General features: G+C 60.9%; 21 protein-coding genes and 1 riboswitch. Of the genes, 15 read left to right on the top strand and 6 right to left on the bottom strand.

The genetic code is table 11. The features are described from left to right. Positions 1-24 precede the first annotated feature (24 nt). The 6 genes from ACR0JC_RS08315 to cmk all read left to right on the top strand — a co-directional run bounded on the left by ACR0JC_RS08315 (position 25) and on the right by cmk (position 6,556). Positions 25-909 (top strand): hemolysin family protein, encoded by an 885-nt coding sequence (locus ACR0JC_RS08315; RefSeq protein ID WP_170340440.1) that lies wholly within the window; start codon positions 25-27, stop codon positions 907-909. After that, the gene (lnt, locus tag ACR0JC_RS08320) at positions 906-2,411 is read left to right on the top strand and encodes an apolipoprotein N-acyltransferase (RefSeq protein WP_170340442.1); all 1,506 of its coding nucleotides are present in this window, start codon (positions 906-908) and stop codon (positions 2,409-2,411) included. Before ACR0JC_RS08315 ends, lnt begins: the two co-directional genes overlap by 4 nt. A gap of 42 nt (positions 2,412-2,453) precedes the next feature. After that, positions 2,454-2,502, top strand: a riboswitch (SAM-SAH riboswitch). A 5-nt stretch (positions 2,503-2,507) separates the two neighbouring features. Next, positions 2,508-3,689 carry a methionine adenosyltransferase gene (metK, locus tag ACR0JC_RS08325; RefSeq protein ID WP_170340445.1) on the top strand — a complete coding sequence of 394 codons (1,182 nt, stop codon included), beginning with the start codon at positions 2,508-2,510 and terminating at the stop codon, positions 3,687-3,689. A 127-nt stretch (positions 3,690-3,816) separates the two neighbouring features. Then, entirely contained in the window at positions 3,817-4,527 is a 711-nt protein-coding gene (gene trmB / locus ACR0JC_RS08330; protein ID WP_170340446.1) for a tRNA (guanine(46)-N(7))-methyltransferase TrmB, read from the top strand. A gap of 68 nt (positions 4,528-4,595) precedes the next feature. Then, positions 4,596-5,942 carry a 3-phosphoshikimate 1-carboxyvinyltransferase gene (aroA, locus tag ACR0JC_RS08335; protein ID WP_170340448.1) on the top strand — a complete coding sequence of 449 codons (1,347 nt, stop codon included), beginning with the start codon at positions 4,596-4,598 and terminating at the stop codon, positions 5,940-5,942. Then, a complete protein-coding gene (gene cmk / locus ACR0JC_RS08340; RefSeq protein WP_170340451.1) occupies positions 5,939-6,556 on the top strand; it encodes a (d)CMP kinase in 618 nt (205 codons plus the stop codon). The genes aroA and cmk overlap by 4 nt, the downstream gene beginning before the upstream one ends. Before the next feature lie 30 nt (positions 6,557-6,586). Here the strand turns inward: cmk and ACR0JC_RS08345 are convergent, their stop codons facing one another. Beyond that, the gene (locus tag ACR0JC_RS08345) at positions 6,587-6,760 is read right to left on the bottom strand and encodes a hypothetical protein (protein ID WP_254430749.1); all 174 of its coding nucleotides are present in this window, start codon (positions 6,758-6,760) and stop codon (positions 6,587-6,589) included. Positions 6,761-6,772: 12 nt separating this feature from the next. Then, a complete protein-coding gene (locus tag ACR0JC_RS08350; protein WP_254430750.1) occupies positions 6,773-7,066 on the bottom strand; it encodes a YHS domain-containing protein in 294 nt (97 codons plus the stop codon). Positions 7,067-7,282: 216 nt separating this feature from the next. Here ACR0JC_RS08350 and ACR0JC_RS08355 point away from each other — a divergent pair, with 216 nt between their 5' ends. The 9 genes from ACR0JC_RS08355 (at position 7,283) to trpB (ending at position 15,400) form a co-directional block, all read left to right on the top strand. Next, positions 7,283-7,798: a hypothetical protein gene (locus tag ACR0JC_RS08355; RefSeq protein ID WP_170340453.1), complete on the top strand. Its 516-nt coding sequence runs from the start codon at positions 7,283-7,285 to the stop codon at positions 7,796-7,798. A 239-nt stretch (positions 7,799-8,037) separates the two neighbouring features. Continuing rightward, complete coding sequence (locus ACR0JC_RS08360; RefSeq protein ID WP_170340455.1) at positions 8,038-9,723, top strand: tryptophan halogenase family protein; 1,686 nt, start codon at positions 8,038-8,040, stop codon at positions 9,721-9,723. A 206-nt stretch (positions 9,724-9,929) separates the two neighbouring features. Then, complete coding sequence (locus tag ACR0JC_RS08365) at positions 9,930-10,187, top strand: DUF6525 family protein (RefSeq protein WP_244952315.1); 258 nt, start codon at positions 9,930-9,932, stop codon at positions 10,185-10,187. Between the two features lie 271 nt (positions 10,188-10,458). After that, positions 10,459-12,135 carry a 30S ribosomal protein S1 gene (gene rpsA, locus ACR0JC_RS08370; RefSeq protein ID WP_170340458.1) on the top strand — a complete coding sequence of 559 codons (1,677 nt, stop codon included), beginning with the start codon at positions 10,459-10,461 and terminating at the stop codon, positions 12,133-12,135. A gap of 272 nt (positions 12,136-12,407) precedes the next feature. Then, a complete protein-coding gene (ihfB, locus tag ACR0JC_RS08375; protein WP_050603110.1) occupies positions 12,408-12,692 on the top strand; it encodes an integration host factor subunit beta in 285 nt (94 codons plus the stop codon). A gap of 7 nt (positions 12,693-12,699) precedes the next feature. Then, positions 12,700-13,050: a lipopolysaccharide assembly protein LapA domain-containing protein gene (locus ACR0JC_RS08380; RefSeq protein ID WP_170340535.1), complete on the top strand. Its 351-nt coding sequence runs from the start codon at positions 12,700-12,702 to the stop codon at positions 13,048-13,050. A gap of 6 nt (positions 13,051-13,056) precedes the next feature. Beyond that, entirely contained in the window at positions 13,057-13,701 is a 645-nt protein-coding gene (locus ACR0JC_RS08385; RefSeq protein ID WP_170340460.1) for a phosphoribosylanthranilate isomerase, read from the top strand. Between the two features lie 48 nt (positions 13,702-13,749). Continuing rightward, positions 13,750-14,085: a hypothetical protein gene (locus tag ACR0JC_RS08390; RefSeq protein WP_170340463.1), complete on the top strand. Its 336-nt coding sequence runs from the start codon at positions 13,750-13,752 to the stop codon at positions 14,083-14,085. A gap of 67 nt (positions 14,086-14,152) precedes the next feature. Beyond that, on the top strand, positions 14,153-15,400 hold the full coding sequence (trpB, locus tag ACR0JC_RS08395) for a tryptophan synthase subunit beta (protein WP_170340465.1): 1,248 nt from the start codon (positions 14,153-14,155) through the stop codon (positions 15,398-15,400). A gap of 60 nt (positions 15,401-15,460) precedes the next feature. Here trpB and ACR0JC_RS08400 read toward each other — a convergent pair whose 3' ends face one another. The 4 genes from ACR0JC_RS08400 to ACR0JC_RS08415 all read right to left on the bottom strand — a co-directional run bounded on the left by ACR0JC_RS08400 (position 15,461) and on the right by ACR0JC_RS08415 (position 18,569). Continuing rightward, positions 15,461-15,841, bottom strand: coding sequence for a DUF2237 family protein (locus ACR0JC_RS08400; RefSeq protein WP_093964605.1), 381 nt, complete (start codon positions 15,839-15,841; stop codon positions 15,461-15,463). A gap of 9 nt (positions 15,842-15,850) precedes the next feature. Beyond that, positions 15,851-17,014, bottom strand: coding sequence for a serine hydrolase domain-containing protein (locus tag ACR0JC_RS08405; RefSeq protein WP_170340467.1), 1,164 nt, complete (start codon positions 17,012-17,014; stop codon positions 15,851-15,853). 78 nt (positions 17,015-17,092) lie between these two features. Beyond that, the gene (pth, locus tag ACR0JC_RS08410; RefSeq protein ID WP_480763762.1) at positions 17,093-17,779 is read right to left on the bottom strand and encodes an aminoacyl-tRNA hydrolase; all 687 of its coding nucleotides are present in this window, start codon (positions 17,777-17,779) and stop codon (positions 17,093-17,095) included. Between the two features lie 133 nt (positions 17,780-17,912). Continuing rightward, the gene (locus ACR0JC_RS08415) at positions 17,913-18,569 is read right to left on the bottom strand and encodes a 50S ribosomal protein L25/general stress protein Ctc (RefSeq protein WP_093964607.1); all 657 of its coding nucleotides are present in this window, start codon (positions 18,567-18,569) and stop codon (positions 17,913-17,915) included. Positions 18,570-18,627 lie beyond the last annotated feature (58 nt).

The raw sequence follows: 18,627 nt of genomic DNA on the forward strand, positions 1-18,627 counted from the left end.
TGCCCGATCTATTGGAACAGGAAAATGGGCGATATTGACGGCAGTTCTGGAGCGGCGCAGAGCGCGCACTCGCAGAGCAGCGATGAAACCAAAGAGAAAAGCGGGCTTTTCTCTCGTATTCTTGATGCTTTTTCTTCCGCCGAGGATGACGCCGAAGTCGTCGTGAACGGGAATGAGGCCGTGACCCCTCAGCCACGCGGCATGATCAATCTGCGGCGCATGCGGATCGAGGATGTGGCAATTCCTTCCGCCGACATCGTGTCCGTGCCTTCGACCATCACCAAAGAGGAACTGGCCCAGGTCTTCCGGGATAGCGGTCTGTCCCGAATACCGGTCTACGAGGGGACGCTGGACACGCCGCTGGGCTTTGTTCACCTCAAGGATTTTGCCCTGACGCATGGGTTCAACGGTGGATCGGCGGAATTCGATCTGATCTCGATGCTCCGCCCGTTGCTGTTTGTCCCGCCTTCGATGCCGATCGGTGTTTTGCTGACCAAGATGCAGACCGAGCGTCGCCACATGGCGTTGGTGATCGATGAATATGGTGGCGTCGACGGGCTTGTCACGATCGAAGATCTGATCGAACAGGTCGTCGGAGAAATCGCCGATGAGCATGACGCCGACGAAAATCAGCTGTGGGTGCAAGAAAAGCCCGGGTGCTATATCGTTCAGGCCAAGGCGCCGCTTGAGGACTTCGAGGCCGAAATCGGCCGGTCGCTGACCAGCCACGAGGATGTGGACGAGGAAGAGATCGAGACCCTGGGCGGGCTGGTCTTCATGCTTTCTGGGCGGGTTCCAGCTCGCGGTGAGGTGGTTTTGCACCCCGAAGGCCCCGAGTTCGAGGTTATCGACGCGGATCCGCGGCGCATCAAGCGCCTGCGGGTGATGCTGCCGGATATGGCTGCATGAATCCTGCCTTGCGGTGGCCGCATTGGCTGCGCGTGGTACTGGCCGCGATACTCGGCGCGTTGGCGGCCTTTGGCTTGGCGCCGTATGGCTATTGGATAATCACCTGCATTGCGCTTGCATCCGTCGCGCCGTTGTTTCTGGCCAGTGCCACGCGCGCTCGCGCGGCATGGGTGGGCTGGGCTTTCGCAACCGGTTACTTCGCCAATGCCCTGAGCTGGATCATCGAGCCCTTTCAGATCGACGCTGAGCGTTATGCCTGGATGGCCCCTTTTGCGCTTGTGTTCATGGCTGCTGGCTTGGCCTTGTTCTGGGCGTTTGCTTTTTGGCTCGCGCGCGGAACCCGAGAGGTGGGGCCGCGGAAGGTCATCGTTCTGGCCCTGACCCTGTCGCTGGTTGAAATGGCGCGCGGCTACGTTCTGACCGGGTTTCCTTGGGCGGGAATGGCACAGATTTGGGTGGATGCCCCGGCCGGGCAACTCTTGGCATGGGTTGGTCCATATGGCCTTGGGGCCGCGACCTTTTTGCTTGCCCTGCCGTTGGGCGCTGCCGTCGCCGGTCCTCGCAACGGCAAGGCGTTTCTTTGGCCCGTCGTGGCAGTTGGCATCTTTGCCGGTTTGGCGCTGGTTCAAGCCAGCAACCGCCCGAGGGTTGCAGAGACCGGTCATATTGTTCGTCTGGTCCAGCCCAACGCGCCGCAAGAGCAGAAATGGGACCCTTCTTTTGCCCCGCTGTTTTTTGCTCGACAGATTGAATTCACTGCCGCCGATCCGCGCCCCGACCTGATCGTATGGCCGGAGACATCGGTTCCGGCGTGGCTGGGCAGCGCGGGTCCCTATCTGGAAGCGATTGCCGAGGCCGCTCCGGGAACGCCCGTCATCCTCGGTATCCAACGCGGAGACGGGCCGCGCATCTACAACTCGATGATCTACCTCGACGAGCAGGGGCGTCAGACCGGCCTGTACGACAAGCATCATCTGGTGCCCTTCGGCGAGTATGTTCCCCTTGGCGATCTGATGGACAGGTTCGGAATACACGGTATGGCCGCGACCACCGGAAGCGGGTTCAGTGCCGGGCCCGGAGCGGCGATGCTGAACGCCGGCAAGCTGGGTCTGGCGCTGCCGCTGATCTGCTACGAGGCGATCTTTCCGCAGGATGTCTCGGCGGCACCGCAGCGTCCGGATTTCCTTCTGCAGATAACCAATGATGCCTGGTTCGGGACCCGCACAGGACCATTCCAGCATCTGGCGCAGGCAAGGATGCGGGCCATCGAACAGGGTCTGCCGCTGGCGCGGTCGGCAAATACCGGTGTTTCGGCGATGGTCGATCCCTATGGCAACGTAATCGCCTCCCTGCCTTTGGGACAGGCGGGTTTCGTGGATGCTCATCTTCCGGCGCCGTTGCCTCCGACACTGTATGCGCGAACCGGCGACGGGCTGACGCTTGGGCTATTGTTGGTGCTTCTGCTGCTGTTTGGGCGCAACGTTCGGTTTGGCGGGGCATAATTACCGATTGACCCCCTGTTTCTTCGGGCGTATCCCGTCGAATGCCTGTCACAACGGCTTCCTGGCGTGACGGGGAAATCTTAATGGAGCGCTTTCATGTCCCGACAGAACTACATTTTCACTTCGGAATCCGTTTCCGAAGGGCATCCCGACAAGGTGTGCGACCGAATTTCAGATGCGGTCCTGGATGCCTTTCTGAACGAAGAGCCCGAAGCGCGCGTTGCGTGCGAAACCTTTGCCACCACCGATCGGGTGGTCATCGGCGGCGAGGTCGGTCTGTCGGATCAGGAAAAACTGCACGACTACATGGGCAAGATCGAAGAGATCGCCCGCGCTTGCATCAAGGACATCGGTTACGAGCAGGACAAGTTCCACCACGAAACGGTCGAGGTGACGAACCTGCTGCACGAGCAGTCCGCGCATATTGCCCAAGGGGTCGATGCGTCCGCTGACAAGGATGAAGGCGCCGGTGACCAGGGCATCATGTTTGGATATGCCACTACCGAAACCCCAGCCCTGATGCCGGCTCCGATCCAATATGCACACGCCATCCTGCGCCGTCTGGCGGAAGTGCGCAAGAACGGGTCCGAGCCCGCTCTGGGTCCCGATGCCAAATCGCAGCTGTCGGTGATCTACCGTGACGGGCGACCAGTCGGTGTCAGTTCGGTCGTGCTGTCTACCCAGCATCTGGATGAGGCGCTGACCTCGGACGATATTCGCCAGATCGTCGAGCCCTACATCCGCGAATCTCTGCCCGATGGATGGCTGAGCGACCAGACGGAATGGCATGTGAACCCTACCGGCAAATTCGTCATCGGCGGCCCTGACGGGGATGCTGGCCTGACCGGGCGCAAGATCATCGTCGACACATATGGCGGTGCGGCTCCGCACGGCGGCGGGGCGTTCTCGGGCAAGGACCCGACCAAGGTCGACCGGTCGGCGGCCTATGCCGCGCGGTATCTGGCGAAGAACGTCGTGGCCGCCGGCATGGCCGAGCGTTGCACCATCCAGCTGAGCTATGCGATCGGCGTTTCCAAGCCGCTTTCGATCTACGCAGACACCCACGGCACCGGACAGGTTGCTGACGCCGAAATCGAGAAGGCGGTCGGACAGGTGATGGACCTGACCCCGCGCGGCATCCGCGAACATCTGCAACTGAACAGGCCGATCTACCAGCGCACGGCGGCCTATGGGCACTTCGGGCGCGACCCCGAAGCCGATGGGGGCTTCAGCTGGGAGCGGACCGATCTGGTTGAGGCCTTGAAAAAGGCTGTCTGAGCCAGCACCGGGAAATCAAACACGGCAAGGCGCGTCCGATGTGGCGCGCCTTTTTCGTTTCGAAGGTCGCCCCTCCGGCACAGCCCTCCCCTTGCAACGCAAACCCCACCGCAGTAAGGGCACCGGCATGAGCACCCAGTCACCCGAACGCCCCCGCAGAAACTTCTATGGCCGCTTCAAGGGCAAGACCCTGAAGCCCAGCCAAAAGACCTATCTGTCCGAGGACCTGGCCGCCCTGTCGCCGGGCGCGGTGGATTGGGACAGCAACCCCGACCGCACCCCGATCGACCTGGACGCGCTGTTCGGCGGCAAGCCGGTATGGCTTGAGGTCGGGTTCGGCGGCGGCGAGCATCTGGTGCATCAGGCGCAGCAGAACTCCGATATCGGCATCATAGGGGCCGAGCCGTTCATCAACGGCGTGGCCATGCTATTGGGCAAGATCCGCCGGGCCGAAGTGACCAACCTGGCGGTACATCCCGGCGATGTGCGCGACCTGTTCGACGTGCTGCCCGATGCCAGTATCTCGCGCGCGTTTCTGCTCTATCCCGATCCGTGGCCCAAAAAGCGGCACCACCGCCGCCGCTTCGTGACGCCCGAGCATCTGGACCCGCTGGCGCGTGTGCTGAAACCCGGCGCGATTTTCCGCGTGGCGACCGACATCCCGGACTATGTCCGCCAGACACTCGAGGAGGTGCCCCGTGCCGGTTTCGAATGGCTGGCCGAGGGCCCCGAGGATTGGCGCAAGCCGTGGGACGACTGGATTTCCACCCGCTACGAGCAGAAGGCCCTGCGTGAAGGCCGAACGCCGCACTACCTGACCTTCCGCCGCAACGGGTGATTGCGGCTGGACGCTGCGGCGCCAATTCGCTAATCGGCAGGGGCACTGATAGCGCAAAAGGAGCCCTCATGTCCGGACACGGCACGCCCATCCCGATGACCTCGCATCCCTGCGGCCCGCTGACCGGCACGGCCGAAGTGCCGGGTGACAAGTCGATTTCGCACCGCTCGCTGATCCTTGGGGCGATGGCCGTGGGCGAGACCCGGATCTCGGGCCTGCTGGAAGGCGAAGACGTTCTGGACACCGCCAAGGCGATGCGCGCCTTCGGGGCCGAGGTGATCTCGCACGGGAATGGCGAATGGACGGTGCATGGCGTCGGCGTGGGCGGTTTTGCCGAGCCGGATCATGTGATCGACTGCGGCAACTCGGGCACGGGCGTGCGCCTGATCATGGGCGCGATGGCGACCAGCCCGATCAGCGCGACCTTCACCGGCGACGCCAGCCTGAACAAACGCCCGATGGCGCGGGTGACCGATCCGTTGGCGTTGTTCGGGGCGCAGGCCGTGGGCCGTTCGGGCGGGCGTCTGCCCATGACCATCGTCGGCGCGGCCGATCCGGTGCCGGTCTGGTACGAAGTGCCTGTGCCTTCGGCCCAGGTGAAATCTGCCGTTCTGCTGGCCGGCCTGAACGCGCCCGGCAAGACCGTGGTGATCGAGAGGGAAGCCACCCGAGACCATTCCGAACGGATGCTGGCAGGGTTCGGCGCCGAAATCACCGTCGAGGACACCGACGAAGGCCGTGTCATCACCCTGACCGGCCGGCCTGAGTTGAAACCGCAGGTGATCGCCGTACCGCGCGATCCCTCCAGCGCGGCCTTCCCGGTCTGCGCGGCGCTGATCACGCCGGGATCGGACGTTCTGGTGCCGGGCATCGGCCTGAACCCCACGCGCGCCGGCCTGTTCACCACGCTGCGCGAGATGGGCGCCGATCTGACCTATGAGAATATGCGCGAGGAAGGCGGCGAGCCGGTCGCCGACCTGCGCGCGCGTTACTCGCCCGACATGAAGGGCATCGACGTCCCGCCCGAACGCGCGGCTTCGATGATCGACGAATATCCGGTGCTGTCGGTGGTTGCGGCCAACGCCACCGGTAAGACGATGATGGGCGGCGTCAAGGAACTGCGCGTCAAGGAAAGCGACCGCATCGACGCCATGGCGCGTGGCTTGCGGGCCAACGGCGTCACGGTTGACGAGGGCGATGACTGGTGGTCGGTCGACGGGCTGGGCATCGGCGGCGTTCCCGGCGGCGGCACCTGCGAAAGCTTCCTGGACCATCGCATCGCCATGTCGTTCATGGTGATGGGCATGGGCGCGCAACAGGCGGTCTCGGTCGATGACGGCAGCCCCATCGCGACCTCGTTCCCGATCTTCGAGCCGTTGATGAAGGGCCTGGGTGCCAAGGTCGAGCGCACATGAGCTTTACCGTCGCCATCGACGGCCCGGCCGCTGCGGGCAAGGGCACGATCGCCAAGGCCGTGGCTGCGCATTTCGGGCTGGCGCATCTGGATACAGGGCTGCTGTACCGCGCGGTCGGTCGGCGCACGCTGGACGGCACCGATCCGGTCGAGGCGGCGCGGTCCTTGACGGCCGAGGAGTTGGAGCAGGGCGACCTGCGGACAGCCGAGATCGCGCAGGCGGCGTCGAAAGTGGCCGTGATCCCCGAGGTGCGCGCAGCTCTGGTCGATTTCCAGCGCAGCTTTGCCCGGCGGGCCGGCGGCGCGGTGCTGGACGGGCGCGATATCGGCACGGTGATCTGCCCCGAGGCCGAGGTGAAGCTATTCGTCACCGCCAGCCCCGAAGTGCGCGCCGAGCGACGCTATCTGGAACTGGCTGACAAAGGCGCGGAAATAACGCGCGCGCAGGTTCTGGCCGATGTCCGCGAGCGCGACGCGCGAGACGCCGAACGCAGCACGGCCCCGATGAAACCGGCCGACGATGCCGTAATTCTGGACACTTCGGACCTGAGCATCGAGGCCGCGCTGGAAAAGGCGGTCGCGGTTATTCAAGGAAAGCTGCCCGCGGCAAGGTGAGGCCGCGGACAGCGCTTGGCGACAGTCCGATTACAGTTCGCCGACCGCAATCGACTTGATATTCGCCCACTGGTCATCCGCGGTCTTGGCGGTGCCGGACACGTCTTCGAGGAACTTAGCGCGGGTTGCCGCGTTCAGAAACAGATACAGCTTGCCATCGGCCAGCAGGTACTGATCCGGATCGCCATCGAACTTCTTGCCCACGGAAACACCATACTAGCAGAAGCCGCTGTGCTGCGGCAGGTATGCCTCGGGGTTGGCCTCGAAAGCTTCGCGGTTCTCGGCCGAGGTGAAGTAGTAGGACGCGCCACCATAGGTGGCCGAATGCGTGGCGAACCCTTCCACCGGGTTGCCTTCAGTGACCAGCGCCACCAGATCGACCCCGTGAGCAGCCAGCGGCGCACCGCCGGCCGAGATCCCGTTCGAGACATTGATCTCATCCGCCGCAAAAGCCGGTGCGGCGATCATCGGCAGGACGGCGACAAGGGCGCTGAGTACAACAGATTTCATTGTGTGTTCCTTTCGTGTTCAGTTGTGGCCGGCACGCGCGCCGACCCGTGCTGAACAGATAAATGCGGGCGTGCGGACGCGTAATCGCAGCGCGAATGGAAAACCTTGCAGATCGTTCGCACTTGCCGAGAGCCAGCCAAACCGGCTCACCAAGCTGTGTTTGGCCAGTTGATCAGTCCCCGCTTAGGCTGAACGCGTCTATGGTGGAGAGAGCGGATGATCCGATTTGCCTTGATCTGGGTTTTGTTGGCCGGCCATGCGTTGGCACAGGAAGCCGAGGCACCAATGACCTACGAGAGACTGGGCAAGATCATCTTTGCCCTCGACCCCGATGCCGAGCCGCAGGGTCCGGGCTTTACCATGACGATTTCGGATGTTCCGGTACTGGTTGTTACTGATGTGCATGCAGACCGGATGCGGGCAATGGTGGCGATCAGCGGAACCTCAGAGCTTTCGGCCGAAGACTTGCAGCGCATGATGCAGGCCAATTTCGACAGCACGCTGGACGCGCGCTATGCGATCGCCAACGGAACCTTGTGGGCCGTGTTCATCCACCCGCTGTCACGGCTGAACAAGGATCAACTGATCTCGGGCCTGGCGCAGACCGTCAATATCGCTCGGACCTATGGCACTCTCTATTCCGGGGGTGCGGCCGAGTTCGGCGGTGGGGACAGCCATGATCTGCAACGCGAACTGATCGACGATCTTCTGAAGAAAGGCGAGGACATCTGAGGCTGCCTCGGAAGGCTCAACCGTCATCGCTGTCCGTTCAGTGCAAGGGAAGCAGGTCGTGACCATGCGTTGCTTTGGCAAAGGCGCCCGTTTGGGCCTACTTGATGCCGCCATTGGCCCTAGCTGGATGCCTTAAAGCTGCTATAGTTTCCCTCAGCGATAAGGGGAGGTCGCCACCGAGGCCCGGAAAAACGGGCAGGCGGCCGCATAATCCTCACAGCCAACAGGGACAGAACAACATGAATAATCGTTTGCAAAAAATCACCATCGTGGGTGGCGGTACGGCCGGCTGGATGACGGCGTTGCTACTCGAGATGGTGTTTTCGCGCACGTCAGCACCCAAGGACCGTCCGCGGATCTGCCTGATCGAAAGCCCGAACATCGCCACGGTCGGCGTTGGTGAAGCGACCGTGCCACGTATGCCAGTCACGCTCCGTCAGGCTGGAATTTCCGAGCGAGACTTTTTCCGCGAAACCAATGCGTCGTTCAAGCTGGGCGTCAAATTCTGCAACTGGAACAAAGACGTAAAGGGAAAGCGCATCGACTATGTGAACCCATTTGCCCATGGCCAGATGCTGGAAGGACTCGAGGCCGCCGAATACTTCCTTCGGTTTGGCAACGGGGACCGGGATTTCACTCAGTCCATCTCGCCGCATGATGACCTGGCTCGGCTGTGCAAGGGCGCGCGGCTTCTGGGGCAACCCGAATTCGAGCAGCGGTTTGGCTATGCCTATCACCTGGACGCCGTAAAATTCGCAGGCATGTTGACAAGGGTCTGTACGCAGCGTGGCGTCGAACATATCCGCGACGAGGTGCAGTCGGTCGAGTTGAATGAACAGGGCAATGTCAGCCATCTGATGCTTGAGCGTGCAGGCCGCCACGATATCGAAATGGTCGTGGACTGCACCGGTTTCCGCGGCCTGATCATCAATCAGGCACTGGGCGAGCCGTTCATGGATTATTCGGACTATCTGCCGAACGACCGTGCCATGGCGTTGCAGATCGAGCACCCCAATCCGCGGAAGATCGAAAGCGTCACGCGGTCGACTGCACTTGGCGCTGGTTGGACATGGCGCGTGCCTCTCTACAACCGTGTGGGTACGGGATACGTGTATTCATCCGCGCACCGGACGGATGATCAAGCGGCGGACGAATATCTGGAGTGGCTGGGTGACAGCGGCAAAGGCGCGACGCCGCGGGTGATCCCCATGCGGATCGGGCGCGTTCGCAATGCGTGGGTGAAGAACTGCGTTGCAATCGGGCTGGCCGGTGGGTTCATCGAGCCGCTTGAAAGCACTGCGATCCATATGGTCGACCATGCTGTGCGCTGGTTCGCCGAGCATTTGCCGACCCGCGATATCGAACCCTCATTGAGGGACAGGTACAATCGTCAGATGAACAAGCTCTATGACGAAGTGCTGGATTTCATTTGCCTGCATTACAAGCTGAACAATCGCACCGATGATCAATACTGGATCGACGCGCGGACCGAGATGAAGGTGCCGGACCGGCTGGCTGAAAACCTCGAGCTTTGGAAGAACCGCCTTCCGATGCAGCACGATGTCGAGTTCGCAACGCTGTTTGACCATCGCGTCTATCAGACGGTTCTGCTGGGCAAGCAGGTCTATGACACGGGGTATGGCACAGGAATTCGTGATCGCATTCGACCATTGCGGAAGGACATCTGGTTCCAGTGGTGGAAGGGCGCGAAAGTGGACCTTGCGCAGATCCTGAAAGCGATGCCGGATCACAAAACCCTTCTGCGCGACATTCGCGGAGAGCTCAAGCAACCCACCTTTGCGATGGCCAAGGCGGCACAGCCGACCGTTCCGATGCCGGGTGCCGCGCCCGAACCGGTGGTCATCCAGAACATGCCGAACCTGGCCGAGATTCAAAGCGGCAAGAAAGACCTGCAACTGTTCTAGGTCTCTCGGCTTCGGCTAATATTGAGAGCTTCGAAATGGTTGAGGGCAGGGTTGCAGAACCCTGCCTTTTTTTTGGCCTCAATCCGGGGTTGCGCAACAAAAGTATGTTACGTAATAACATAACATACCAGTTGGGACGTTTCCCCAACCCATTCCGTCCGGTCCAGTTCCCGCTCTGAAAATTCGCATTGGTACAGTCGATGCCCATGACCAATCAAAGACGCAATCTGCGCAGCCGCCTGAACCGCCGGAGACGGCAACGTCCCGCGATGCAGGCCTATGACACCCTTCCGCCTCAGTTGCGTCAGTGGCTTGCGAATGCCTGCTTGCCTTGGAGTCCGAACTCGGCCCTCAAGATTTGGAAGGCAGCCGGTGGGGCAAAGGCCCCGGCCGACGCACTGGCGCGTTTGAATGCGATCGAGCAGGCCATGCTGCTGAGGGATGCCCGGATTTGGGAGGAGTAGCTGGCCCGGAAAATGCAAGCGGAATCCCGCGTCGGCTTGCAACAAGGGCCTTTCTGCTTGCGCTGTGCCCAGAATCCGCCTATACGCGCGCTGTCTGAACAAGGGCGGTCAACGCCCGGACGACGTATCTGAGCAGGGCCGGGTTTCCTCGGCCCTTTGTGTTTGTTTAGCCAGATGCGCACCGGGTCACGCCAGAGGACATCATGAAACAAGACCGGCGGAGACAACCGCTCGGCCAGCAAAAACGTTATGTAAAGGAAAACAACGCCACATGGCTAACGCATCCATGGAGGAATTCGAAGCCCTCCTGAACGAAAGCTTCGAAATGGACACCCCCGAAGAGGGTTCGGTTGTCAAAGGCAAGGTCATCGCGATCGAAGCGGGCCAGGCCATCATCGACGTAGGCTACAAGATGGAAGGCCGTGTCGATCTGAAAGAATTCGCAAATCCCGGCGAAGCTCCTGAAATCGCTGTTGGCGACGAGGTCGAAGTCTACCTGCGCGCCGCAGAAAACGCCCGTGGCGAAGCCGTCATCTCGCGCGAGATGGCCCGCCGTGAAGAGGCATGGGACCGTCTGGAAAAAGCATATGCCGACGACCAGCGCGTCGAAGGCGCTATCTTTGGTCGCGTCAAAGGTGGCTTCACCGTGGATCTGGGTGGCGCAGTTGCGTTCCTGCCCGGCAGCCAGGTTGACGTTCGCCCCGTGCGCGACGCTGGCCCGCTGATGGGTCTGAAGCAGCCGTTCCAGATCCTGAAAATGGACCGCCGCCGTGGCAACATCGTTGTCTCGCGTCGTGCAATCCTGGAAGAATCGCGTGCCGAACAGCGTGCCGAGGTCATCGGCAACCTGTCCGAAGGTCAGACCGTCGAGGGTGTCGTCAAGAACATCACCGAATACGGTGCATTCGTTGATCTGGGCGGCGTTGACGGCCTGCTGCACGTCACCGACATGGCATGGCGCCGTGTGAACCACCCGTCCGAGATCCTGACGATCGGCGAAACCATCAAGGTTCAGGTCATCAAGATCAACAAGGAAACCCACCGCATCAGCCTGGGCATGAAGCAGCTGCAGGAAGATCCGTGGGATCTGGTTGGCGCCAAGTACCCGCTGGGTTCGGTGCACAAGGGTCGCGTCACCAACATCACCGACTACGGCGCGTTCGTCGAGCTGGAGCCCGGTGTCGAAGGTCTGGTGCACGTGTCCGAGATGTCCTGGACCAAGAAAAACGTCCACCCCGGCAAGATCGTTTCGACCAGCCAGGAAGTCGACGTCATGGTTCTGGAAATCGACGGCGCCAAGCGCCGCGTGTCTCTGGGCCTCAAGCAGACCCAGCGCAACCCGTGGGAAGTGTTTGCAGAAACGCACCCCGAGGGCACGCAGGTCGAAGGCGAAGTCAAGAACATCACCGAATTCGGTCTGTTCATCGGCCTGGAAGGCGACATCGACGGCATGGTTCACCTGTCCGACCTGTCGTGGGACGAGCGTGGCGAAGATGCCATCCAGAACTACCGCAAGGGCGACGTCGTTCAGGCGGTCGTCTCGGAAGTTGACGTCGAAAAAGAGCGGATCTCGCTGTCGATCAAAGCCCTGGGCGGTGACAAGTTCGCCGAAGCCGTGGGCGGCGTGAAGCGTGGCTCGGTCATCACCGTCGAAGTGACCGCGATCGAAGATGGCGGCATCGAGGTGGAGTACGAAGGCATGAAGTCCTTCATCCGCCGTTCGGACCTGAGCCGCGACCGTGCCGAACAGCGCCCCGAGCGTTTCTCGGTCGGTGACAAGGTCGACGTCCGCGTCACCAACGTGGACAGCAAGACCCGCCGTCTGGGCCTGTCGATCAAGGCGCGCGAAATCGCCGAAGAGAAAGAGGCCGTGGAACAGTACGGTTCCTCCGACTCGGGTGCATCGCTGGGCGATATCCTTGGCGCAGCGCTGAAGTCCGGCGACTAAGCCAGACTTGCAGTTTTGAACACTCAGACGGCCCCGCTCATCCCGAGCGGGGCCGTTTCTTTTGCGAATCAATGTGTTCCGGTTTTGCGAGTTATTCGGTGATAGGTGCAGGCATGAACCGCCGGATTCGCGTCTCTACAGGCGAATTTCCGGTGCTTTCTTGGAAAATGCACCCCGGACACACAGAGTTTACATTCCACCCGGCACCGTTTTTTCCTATACTGACCAAACCAGTAGACGAGATGACACGGTGACCTGGGAGGGTAGCACGCATGATCCGTTCAGAACTGATTCAGAAAATCGCCGACGAAAATCCACATCTGTACCAACGTGATGTCGAGCGGATCGTGAATACCGTATTCGAGGAAGTCACAGACGCGATGGCGCGCGGTGACCGTGTCGAACTGCGGGGCTTCGGAGCTTTTTCGGTCAAGAAACGGGATGCGCGGGTCGGCCGGAACCCACGCACTGGCGAGACGGTTCAAGTCGAGGAAAAGTGCGTGCCGTTTTTCAAGACCGGCAAGTTGCTAAGGGATCGTTTGAACGGTAAAGCGTGATCTCATGATGCGCTACATTCGATACGGTTTTCTTGCGGTCCTGGGGATCGTCCTTGTCTCGGTCTCGCTGGCCAATCGCCAGATGGTTCAGTTGCAGTTGATGCCGGACGCCTTGTCTGACTTGCTTGGCTTCAATCTGGCCACTTCGCTGCCGTTGTTTCTTGTAGTTCTTGGCGGGATTGTGGCCGGCCTTGTCATCGGTTTTCTGTGGGAATGGCTGCGTGAGCACAAGCACCGCAAGGACGCCACCGTCAAAAAGACCGAGGTCAAGAAGCTCGAGCGCGAGGTCAAGAAGCTCAAGAAGAAGCAGAACGAAGGCCAGGACGATGTGCTTGCCCTTCTGGACGAGGCCAGCTGAGAGCCGATGTCTTCCGAGATCAGCGTAAAAATATGCGGCTTGACCGCACCCGAGCATGTGCGTGCCGCCGTTGAAGCAGGTGCGCGTTACATTGGGTTCAATTTCTTTCCCAAGTCTCCACGCTATGCACCGATTGCCCAGGCAGCGGCGCTGGCCAGTGACGTGCCGGTCGGCGTAGCCAAGGTGGCCTTAGCGGTGAACTTCAGCGACGCGCAGTTGGATGAAATCGTCGCGGGGGTTCCACTGGACATGCTGCAGCTGCATGGCGCCGAAAGCCCCGAGCGCGTGGCCGAGGTCAAATCACGCTACGGCTTGCCGGTTATCAAGGCGATTGGAGTGGCTGAAGCCGAGGATTTGGCCGCAATAGACCTGTATTCGGACGTGGCTGATCAGTTGTTGGTAGACGCCAAGCCGCCGAAGAACTCTGAGCTGCCCGGCGGCAACGGTTTGCCCTTTGACTGGCGTCTGCTCGCCGGTCGCAAATACTGGCGGACGCCGTGGATGCTGTCGGGGGGACTCAACCCGGACAACGTAGCCGAGGCGATCCGTATGACCGGTGCAAGGCAGGTGGATGTGGCATCGGGCGTGGAAAGCGCCCCGGGTGTCAAGGATCCGGGCCTGATCCGCTCATTTATTGAAGCGGCACGGTGATCTGACCAGAACGCGCTTGCGTATCCTTCTCAAAGGGGAGGATGCACGATGCTGGCTGCAATTGGCGCGGTTTCACTGAAGCGATGGTACCACGGGCCCGAGTTTTTCTGGCGTGCGGGCAAGGCCTTGCGCCAGGCCAAGGGCGATCCCTTGTGCCTCCATGCCGAGGTGTTTTCGTACGAGGGCGCGTATTTCTCGCTGAGCGTTTGGCACGACGTCGAAGCCATGCTGACCTTTGCCCAGTCGAACCCGCACCGAGGGGTGATGCAAGCCGCCCCGCGTTTGGCCAATACCTACCACTTCCGTCACTTTGCCTGCATCGCCATTCCGACCCGGGATCAGGCGCTGACTATCTGGATGAACGGCAGTACCGCGGCGGAATAGTGCGATTTGCGATGGCAAATCCCGCCGGCACCTCCTAATAACAACAGGCACGACGATGGAGACCACCATGGCCAATGATCTGTTCAATTCCTTCATGTCCGGCCCGGATGAAAACGGCCGCTTCGGTATTTTCGGCGGGCGGTTCGTCAGCGAGACTCTGATGCCGTTGATCCTGTCGCTGGAGGAGGAATACGAGAAGGCCAAGACCGACCCGAGCTTCTGGGCCGAGATGGATGATCTGTGGGCCAACTATGTGGGCCGTCCGTCGCCACTGTATCACGCCGAGCGCCTGACCGAGCATCTGGGCGGCGCCAAGATCTATATGAAGCGCGACGAGTTGAACCACACCGGCGCGCACAAGATCAACAACGTGCTGGGCCAGATCATCCTGGCGCGCCGCATGGGAAAGACCCGGATCATCGCCGAAACCGGGGCCGGGCAGCACGGCGTCGCTACCGCGACCGTCTGCGCCAAGTTCGGCCTGAAATGCGTGGTCTATATGGGCGCACATGACGTTCAGAGGCAAGCGCCCAACGTGTTCCGCATGCGTCTGCTGGGGGCCGAGGTGATTCCGGTGACATCCGGTCGCGGCACCCTGAAGGACGCGATGAACGACGCGCTGCGCGACTGGGTGACCAACGTGCGCGACACCTTCTATTGCATCGGTACGGTCGCCGGGCCGCACCCGTATCCGGCGATGGTGCGCGACTTTCAATCGATCATCGGCAAAGAAGCCAAGGAACAGATGATGAAGGCCGAGGGTCGCCTGCCGGACACGATCATCGCGGCGATCGGTGGCGGTTCGAACGCCATGGGGCTGTTCTATCCCTTCCTCGACGACAAATCGGTCAACATCATCGGCGTCGAAGCAGGCGGCAAGGGTGTCAACGAAAAGATGGAGCATTGCGCCTCGCTCACGGGCGGTCGACCAGGTGTTCTGCATGGCAACCGGACTTATCTGCTGCAGGACGACGACGGCCAGATCCTCGAGGGGTACTCGATTTCGGCCGGGCTCGACTATCCGGGCATCGGCCCCGAACATTCCTGGCTGCACGATATCGGGCGCGCGCAATATGTGTCGATCACTGACAAAGAGGCTCTTGCGGCGTTCCAACTGTGCTGCGCGACCGAGGGCATCATCCCCGCGCTCGAACCCAGCCACGCGCTGGCGCACGTCATGAAGATCGCGCCCGATCTGCCCAAGGATCACATCATCTGCATGAATATGTGCGGACGCGGCGACAAGGATGTTCAAACGGTCGCCAAGTATCTGAACTTCGACATGTCTGATACCGAGGGTCGCGACGCAACCTGAGGGCAGCCCAAAGATCCGGACCCGGCACGCTTCGACCGTGCCGGGTTTTTCATTCCCGGTTCACTGTCCAGAGTCTGCGCGGTGGCTGGTCAGAACGTGCAGCGGCACGATTTCCAATGCGCGCTGGTGAGTCGCCTCAAGATGAACCTTTGGCGCACAGCCCTCGTCATGGGCCTGCATGAACCGCGCGGCACACAGGCACCAGCTGTCGCCGGGCTTCAGGCCCGGGAAATCGAACTCGGGCCGTGGTGTGCTCAGGTCGTTGCCGACATATTTTGAATAGGCCAGAAATTCAGCGGTCATCACCGCGCAGACCGTGTGGCTGCCGCGATCCTCAGGGCAGGTGTTGCAGGCCCCGTCGCGGAAAAAGCCGGTCAGGGGCTTTCGAGAACACGGAGCCAGCACGCCGCCCAGAACATTTATGCTGTCCTGCTTTTGCATGCAGCTACCTTACAGGCTTTGCGCGATCTTGCGGAACATTTCGATGTTCTGCTCATTGACCCCGGGTTCCCGGAAGCGACGATCAGCGCCCGTTGATACGATCAGAACGCCGCGCGACTGGTCGAAATACATGTACTGGCCATAAACGCCGCGTGCCAGAAACTCACCGTCATGGGCGCCGACGGGGATCCACCACTGATATCCGTAGCCGATCTTGCCGGGCTCGGTCGGCGCGCTTGGCAAGGTGGATTCCTTGATCCAGTCGGCCGGAACGATCTGGCGTCCATCGCGCATGCCGTTATGCAGGATCATTTGGCCAAAGCGGGCGTAATCCCGCGTCGTGAAATTCAAGCCACCCAGAACAAAGGCGACGCCGGCGCCGTCGGTGATATAGTATCCGTCCCGCTCAAGACCTAGGTGCTGCAGGATCTTTTCGTCCAGCAACGCGGCGACGCTTTGACCCGTCGCCCCTCGGATCACCATTCCAATGACATGTGTATCGATGGAAACATACTGCCAGGTCTCGCCAGGTGCCGCGAAACTGTCCTTCAACGAGGCCGCAAAATCATCCAACTCGCCCCCCAGGGCGACGACCCGACCCATCCGGTTGATGTCGGATTTCGGGTCCAGATAGTCTTCGTCAAAGGTTACACCGCTGGCCATGTTCAGCACGTTGCGGATCGTAGCTGTTTCATAGGCGCTGCCCTGCAGCTTGGGGGCATATTTGATGACCGGATCATCCAGCGAGGCTATGGCGCCCTCCTCAAGAAGGATGCCGAACAGAGCGGACAAATAGCTTTTGGCCATCGACCAAGAGATCCGGCGGTCTTCTGGCGATGTGCCCAGGAAATACTCCTCGAACCGGATCTGCCCTTCCTGAATCACCAGCAGGGATGTAACGGTACGCTCTTCGATCCAGTCCTGCGTCTCGGCGGAAAGGTCGAATTCAGCGCCATAGGGCAGGTCCCAAGTGGGACCGTTCCCGCGAGGGAGGTCGACAGTCAGAAACGCCGCGTCCATGTGAGAGAAATTCTGAACGATCTTTTCTTCGGAAAACAGAGAGTTCACCGCCAGAAGGCGCTGAATTTCCTCGCGCTTCCAGAAACCGACAACTGCAGCGGCCAAGACCAGCGTCAGGACGATTCGCAGCAGCCATTTCAGACCTGTTTTCATGATATTCCTCCCGTTTGGCGGCATTGGATCGTGATGACGGAAATTCCGCAATTGCTACGTTGCGGAAGGTCTTTGCCGCTATCGGAACTTGTCCAACAGCTTCTGCATCGCCGAACGGTCATCGGGCGTTGCCGTCTCGGCTTTCGGGGCAGGAGAGGTCTTGGTTTCGGACTTGGGCGTCGTGGTGGAACTGCGCGGTGGCGCTGTTCGCAGCGCCACGGCGTTCATGAACTTGGCCGCATCGCCCGCAGCCAGATGAACCGCCCCGTCTGCAACGCCTTGCAGAACATCATCCAGCCAGTCGGTGTCGGCCTTGGCGAAATCGCCCAGAACATAGGGCGAGACCAGCTCTTTGCGTCCGGGATGGCCGATCCCCAGCCGGACACGGTCATACGCTGCACCGATATGGTCGTGGATCGACCGCAGGCCGTTATGCCCGGCATGGCCGCCACCTGCCTTGGCGCGAACCTTCCCGGGTGCAAGGTCCAGTTCGTCATGGAAAACGGTCACATCGGTTGAGTCGATCTTGAAGAACCGCATGGCCTCGCCGACCGATTGGCCCGAGCGGTTCATGAAGGTCATGGGCTTCAGCAGCAGGACCTTTTCTCGGCCCAGCATTCCTTCGGATACTTCCCCCTGAAATTTTGAACGCCATGGCCCAAAGCGATGATCCCTGGCGATGGCATCCACCGCCATGAAACCGATATTGTGCCGGTTGCGGGCGTACTTTGCGCCCGGATTGCCCAATCCGACAAACAGCTTCATCGCAAATTCCTTGTGCGTTTCGGTCCGGCGCAGAATTGCACAAGATGCCTTTCCAGTGCCAGCCGGTCGTTCAAAGAAAAACGGGGCCCTGGACGAGGCCCCGCTTCAAATTCCAATCCGAAGGGATCCAGATTTATTCTTCGTCTTTGCCTACGACTTCAACTTCGTCGGCTGCGACTTCCTCTTCACCTTCGCCTTCTTCGTCGTCGCTGGACGCCAGGCCGGTCGGTGCCGAGATGTTCGCAATCACGAAGTCACGGTCGATGGTCGGTTTGGTGCCGTTGGGCAGGTCAACCGACGAGATGGTGACAACGTCGTTGATTTCCAGACCGGTCAGATCGACGGTGATCTTTTCGGGGATGTCGCCAGCGGTGCAGACCAGCTCGACCTCGGGACGGACAACGGTCAGAACGCCGCCCTTTTTGATGCCGGGGGCTTCTTCCTCGTTGATGAATTCGACGGGGATGTACAGGGCGATCTTGGTCGTGCGACGCAGACGCATCAGGTCCAGGTGGGTCGGCAGGTCCTTGACGACATCACGCTGAACGTCGCGGCAGATGACGCGGACGTCTTCGTGGCCTTCGACCTTCAGGTTCCACAGCGTCGACTTGAAGCGGCCTGCCTTCAGGCGCTTGAACAGTTCGTTGAACGGAATCTGGATCGGCAGCGGGTCTTTCTCGCCACCAAATACGATGCCCGGAACCATGCCGTCGCGGCGTGCCTGACGAGCGGCGCCCTTGCCCGTCCCCGTCCGTTCCAGAGCTACGAGATCAGGAATCTCACCAGCCATGATAAATCTCCAATGTTAGGGCAGGGTGCCTCCAAGGCTGTCACCCCGCGTGAAGCGG

Source organism: Ruegeria sp. CH5 (assembly GCF_056537025.1).

What these genes read in the sequence shown, in the direction of transcription:
- ACR0JC_RS08315 (WP_170340440.1), top strand. Translation starts at nt 25, where the DNA reads ATGGGCGATATTGACGGCAGTTCTGGAGCGGCGCAGAGCGCGCACTCG.
- lnt (WP_170340442.1), top strand. Translation starts at nt 906, where the DNA reads ATGAATCCTGCCTTGCGGTGGCCGCATTGGCTGCGCGTGGTACTGGCC.
- metK (WP_170340445.1), top strand. Translation starts at nt 2,508, where the DNA reads ATGTCCCGACAGAACTACATTTTCACTTCGGAATCCGTTTCCGAAGGG.
- trmB (WP_170340446.1), top strand. Translation starts at nt 3,817, where the DNA reads ATGAGCACCCAGTCACCCGAACGCCCCCGCAGAAACTTCTATGGCCGC.
- aroA (WP_170340448.1), top strand. Translation starts at nt 4,596, where the DNA reads ATGTCCGGACACGGCACGCCCATCCCGATGACCTCGCATCCCTGCGGC.
- cmk (WP_170340451.1), top strand. Translation starts at nt 5,939, where the DNA reads ATGAGCTTTACCGTCGCCATCGACGGCCCGGCCGCTGCGGGCAAGGGC.
- ACR0JC_RS08350 (WP_254430750.1), bottom strand. Translation starts at nt 7,066, where the DNA reads ATGAAATCTGTTGTACTCAGCGCCCTTGTCGCCGTCCTGCCGATGATC.
- ACR0JC_RS08355 (WP_170340453.1), top strand. Translation starts at nt 7,283, where the DNA reads ATGATCCGATTTGCCTTGATCTGGGTTTTGTTGGCCGGCCATGCGTTG.
- ACR0JC_RS08360 (WP_170340455.1), top strand. Translation starts at nt 8,038, where the DNA reads ATGAATAATCGTTTGCAAAAAATCACCATCGTGGGTGGCGGTACGGCC.
- ACR0JC_RS08365 (WP_244952315.1), top strand. Translation starts at nt 9,930, where the DNA reads ATGACCAATCAAAGACGCAATCTGCGCAGCCGCCTGAACCGCCGGAGA.
- rpsA (WP_170340458.1), top strand. Translation starts at nt 10,459, where the DNA reads ATGGCTAACGCATCCATGGAGGAATTCGAAGCCCTCCTGAACGAAAGC.
- ihfB (WP_050603110.1), top strand. Translation starts at nt 12,408, where the DNA reads ATGATCCGTTCAGAACTGATTCAGAAAATCGCCGACGAAAATCCACAT.
- ACR0JC_RS08380 (WP_170340535.1), top strand. Translation starts at nt 12,700, where the DNA reads ATGCGCTACATTCGATACGGTTTTCTTGCGGTCCTGGGGATCGTCCTT.
- ACR0JC_RS08385 (WP_170340460.1), top strand. Translation starts at nt 13,057, where the DNA reads ATGTCTTCCGAGATCAGCGTAAAAATATGCGGCTTGACCGCACCCGAG.
- ACR0JC_RS08390 (WP_170340463.1), top strand. Translation starts at nt 13,750, where the DNA reads ATGCTGGCTGCAATTGGCGCGGTTTCACTGAAGCGATGGTACCACGGG.
- trpB (WP_170340465.1), top strand. Translation starts at nt 14,153, where the DNA reads ATGGCCAATGATCTGTTCAATTCCTTCATGTCCGGCCCGGATGAAAAC.
- ACR0JC_RS08400 (WP_093964605.1), bottom strand. Translation starts at nt 15,841, where the DNA reads ATGCAAAAGCAGGACAGCATAAATGTTCTGGGCGGCGTGCTGGCTCCG.
- ACR0JC_RS08405 (WP_170340467.1), bottom strand. Translation starts at nt 17,014, where the DNA reads ATGAAAACAGGTCTGAAATGGCTGCTGCGAATCGTCCTGACGCTGGTC.
- pth (WP_480763762.1), bottom strand. Translation starts at nt 17,779, where the DNA reads ATGAAGCTGTTTGTCGGATTGGGCAATCCGGGCGCAAAGTACGCCCGC.
- ACR0JC_RS08415 (WP_093964607.1), bottom strand. Translation starts at nt 18,569, where the DNA reads ATGGCTGGTGAGATTCCTGATCTCGTAGCTCTGGAACGGACGGGGACG.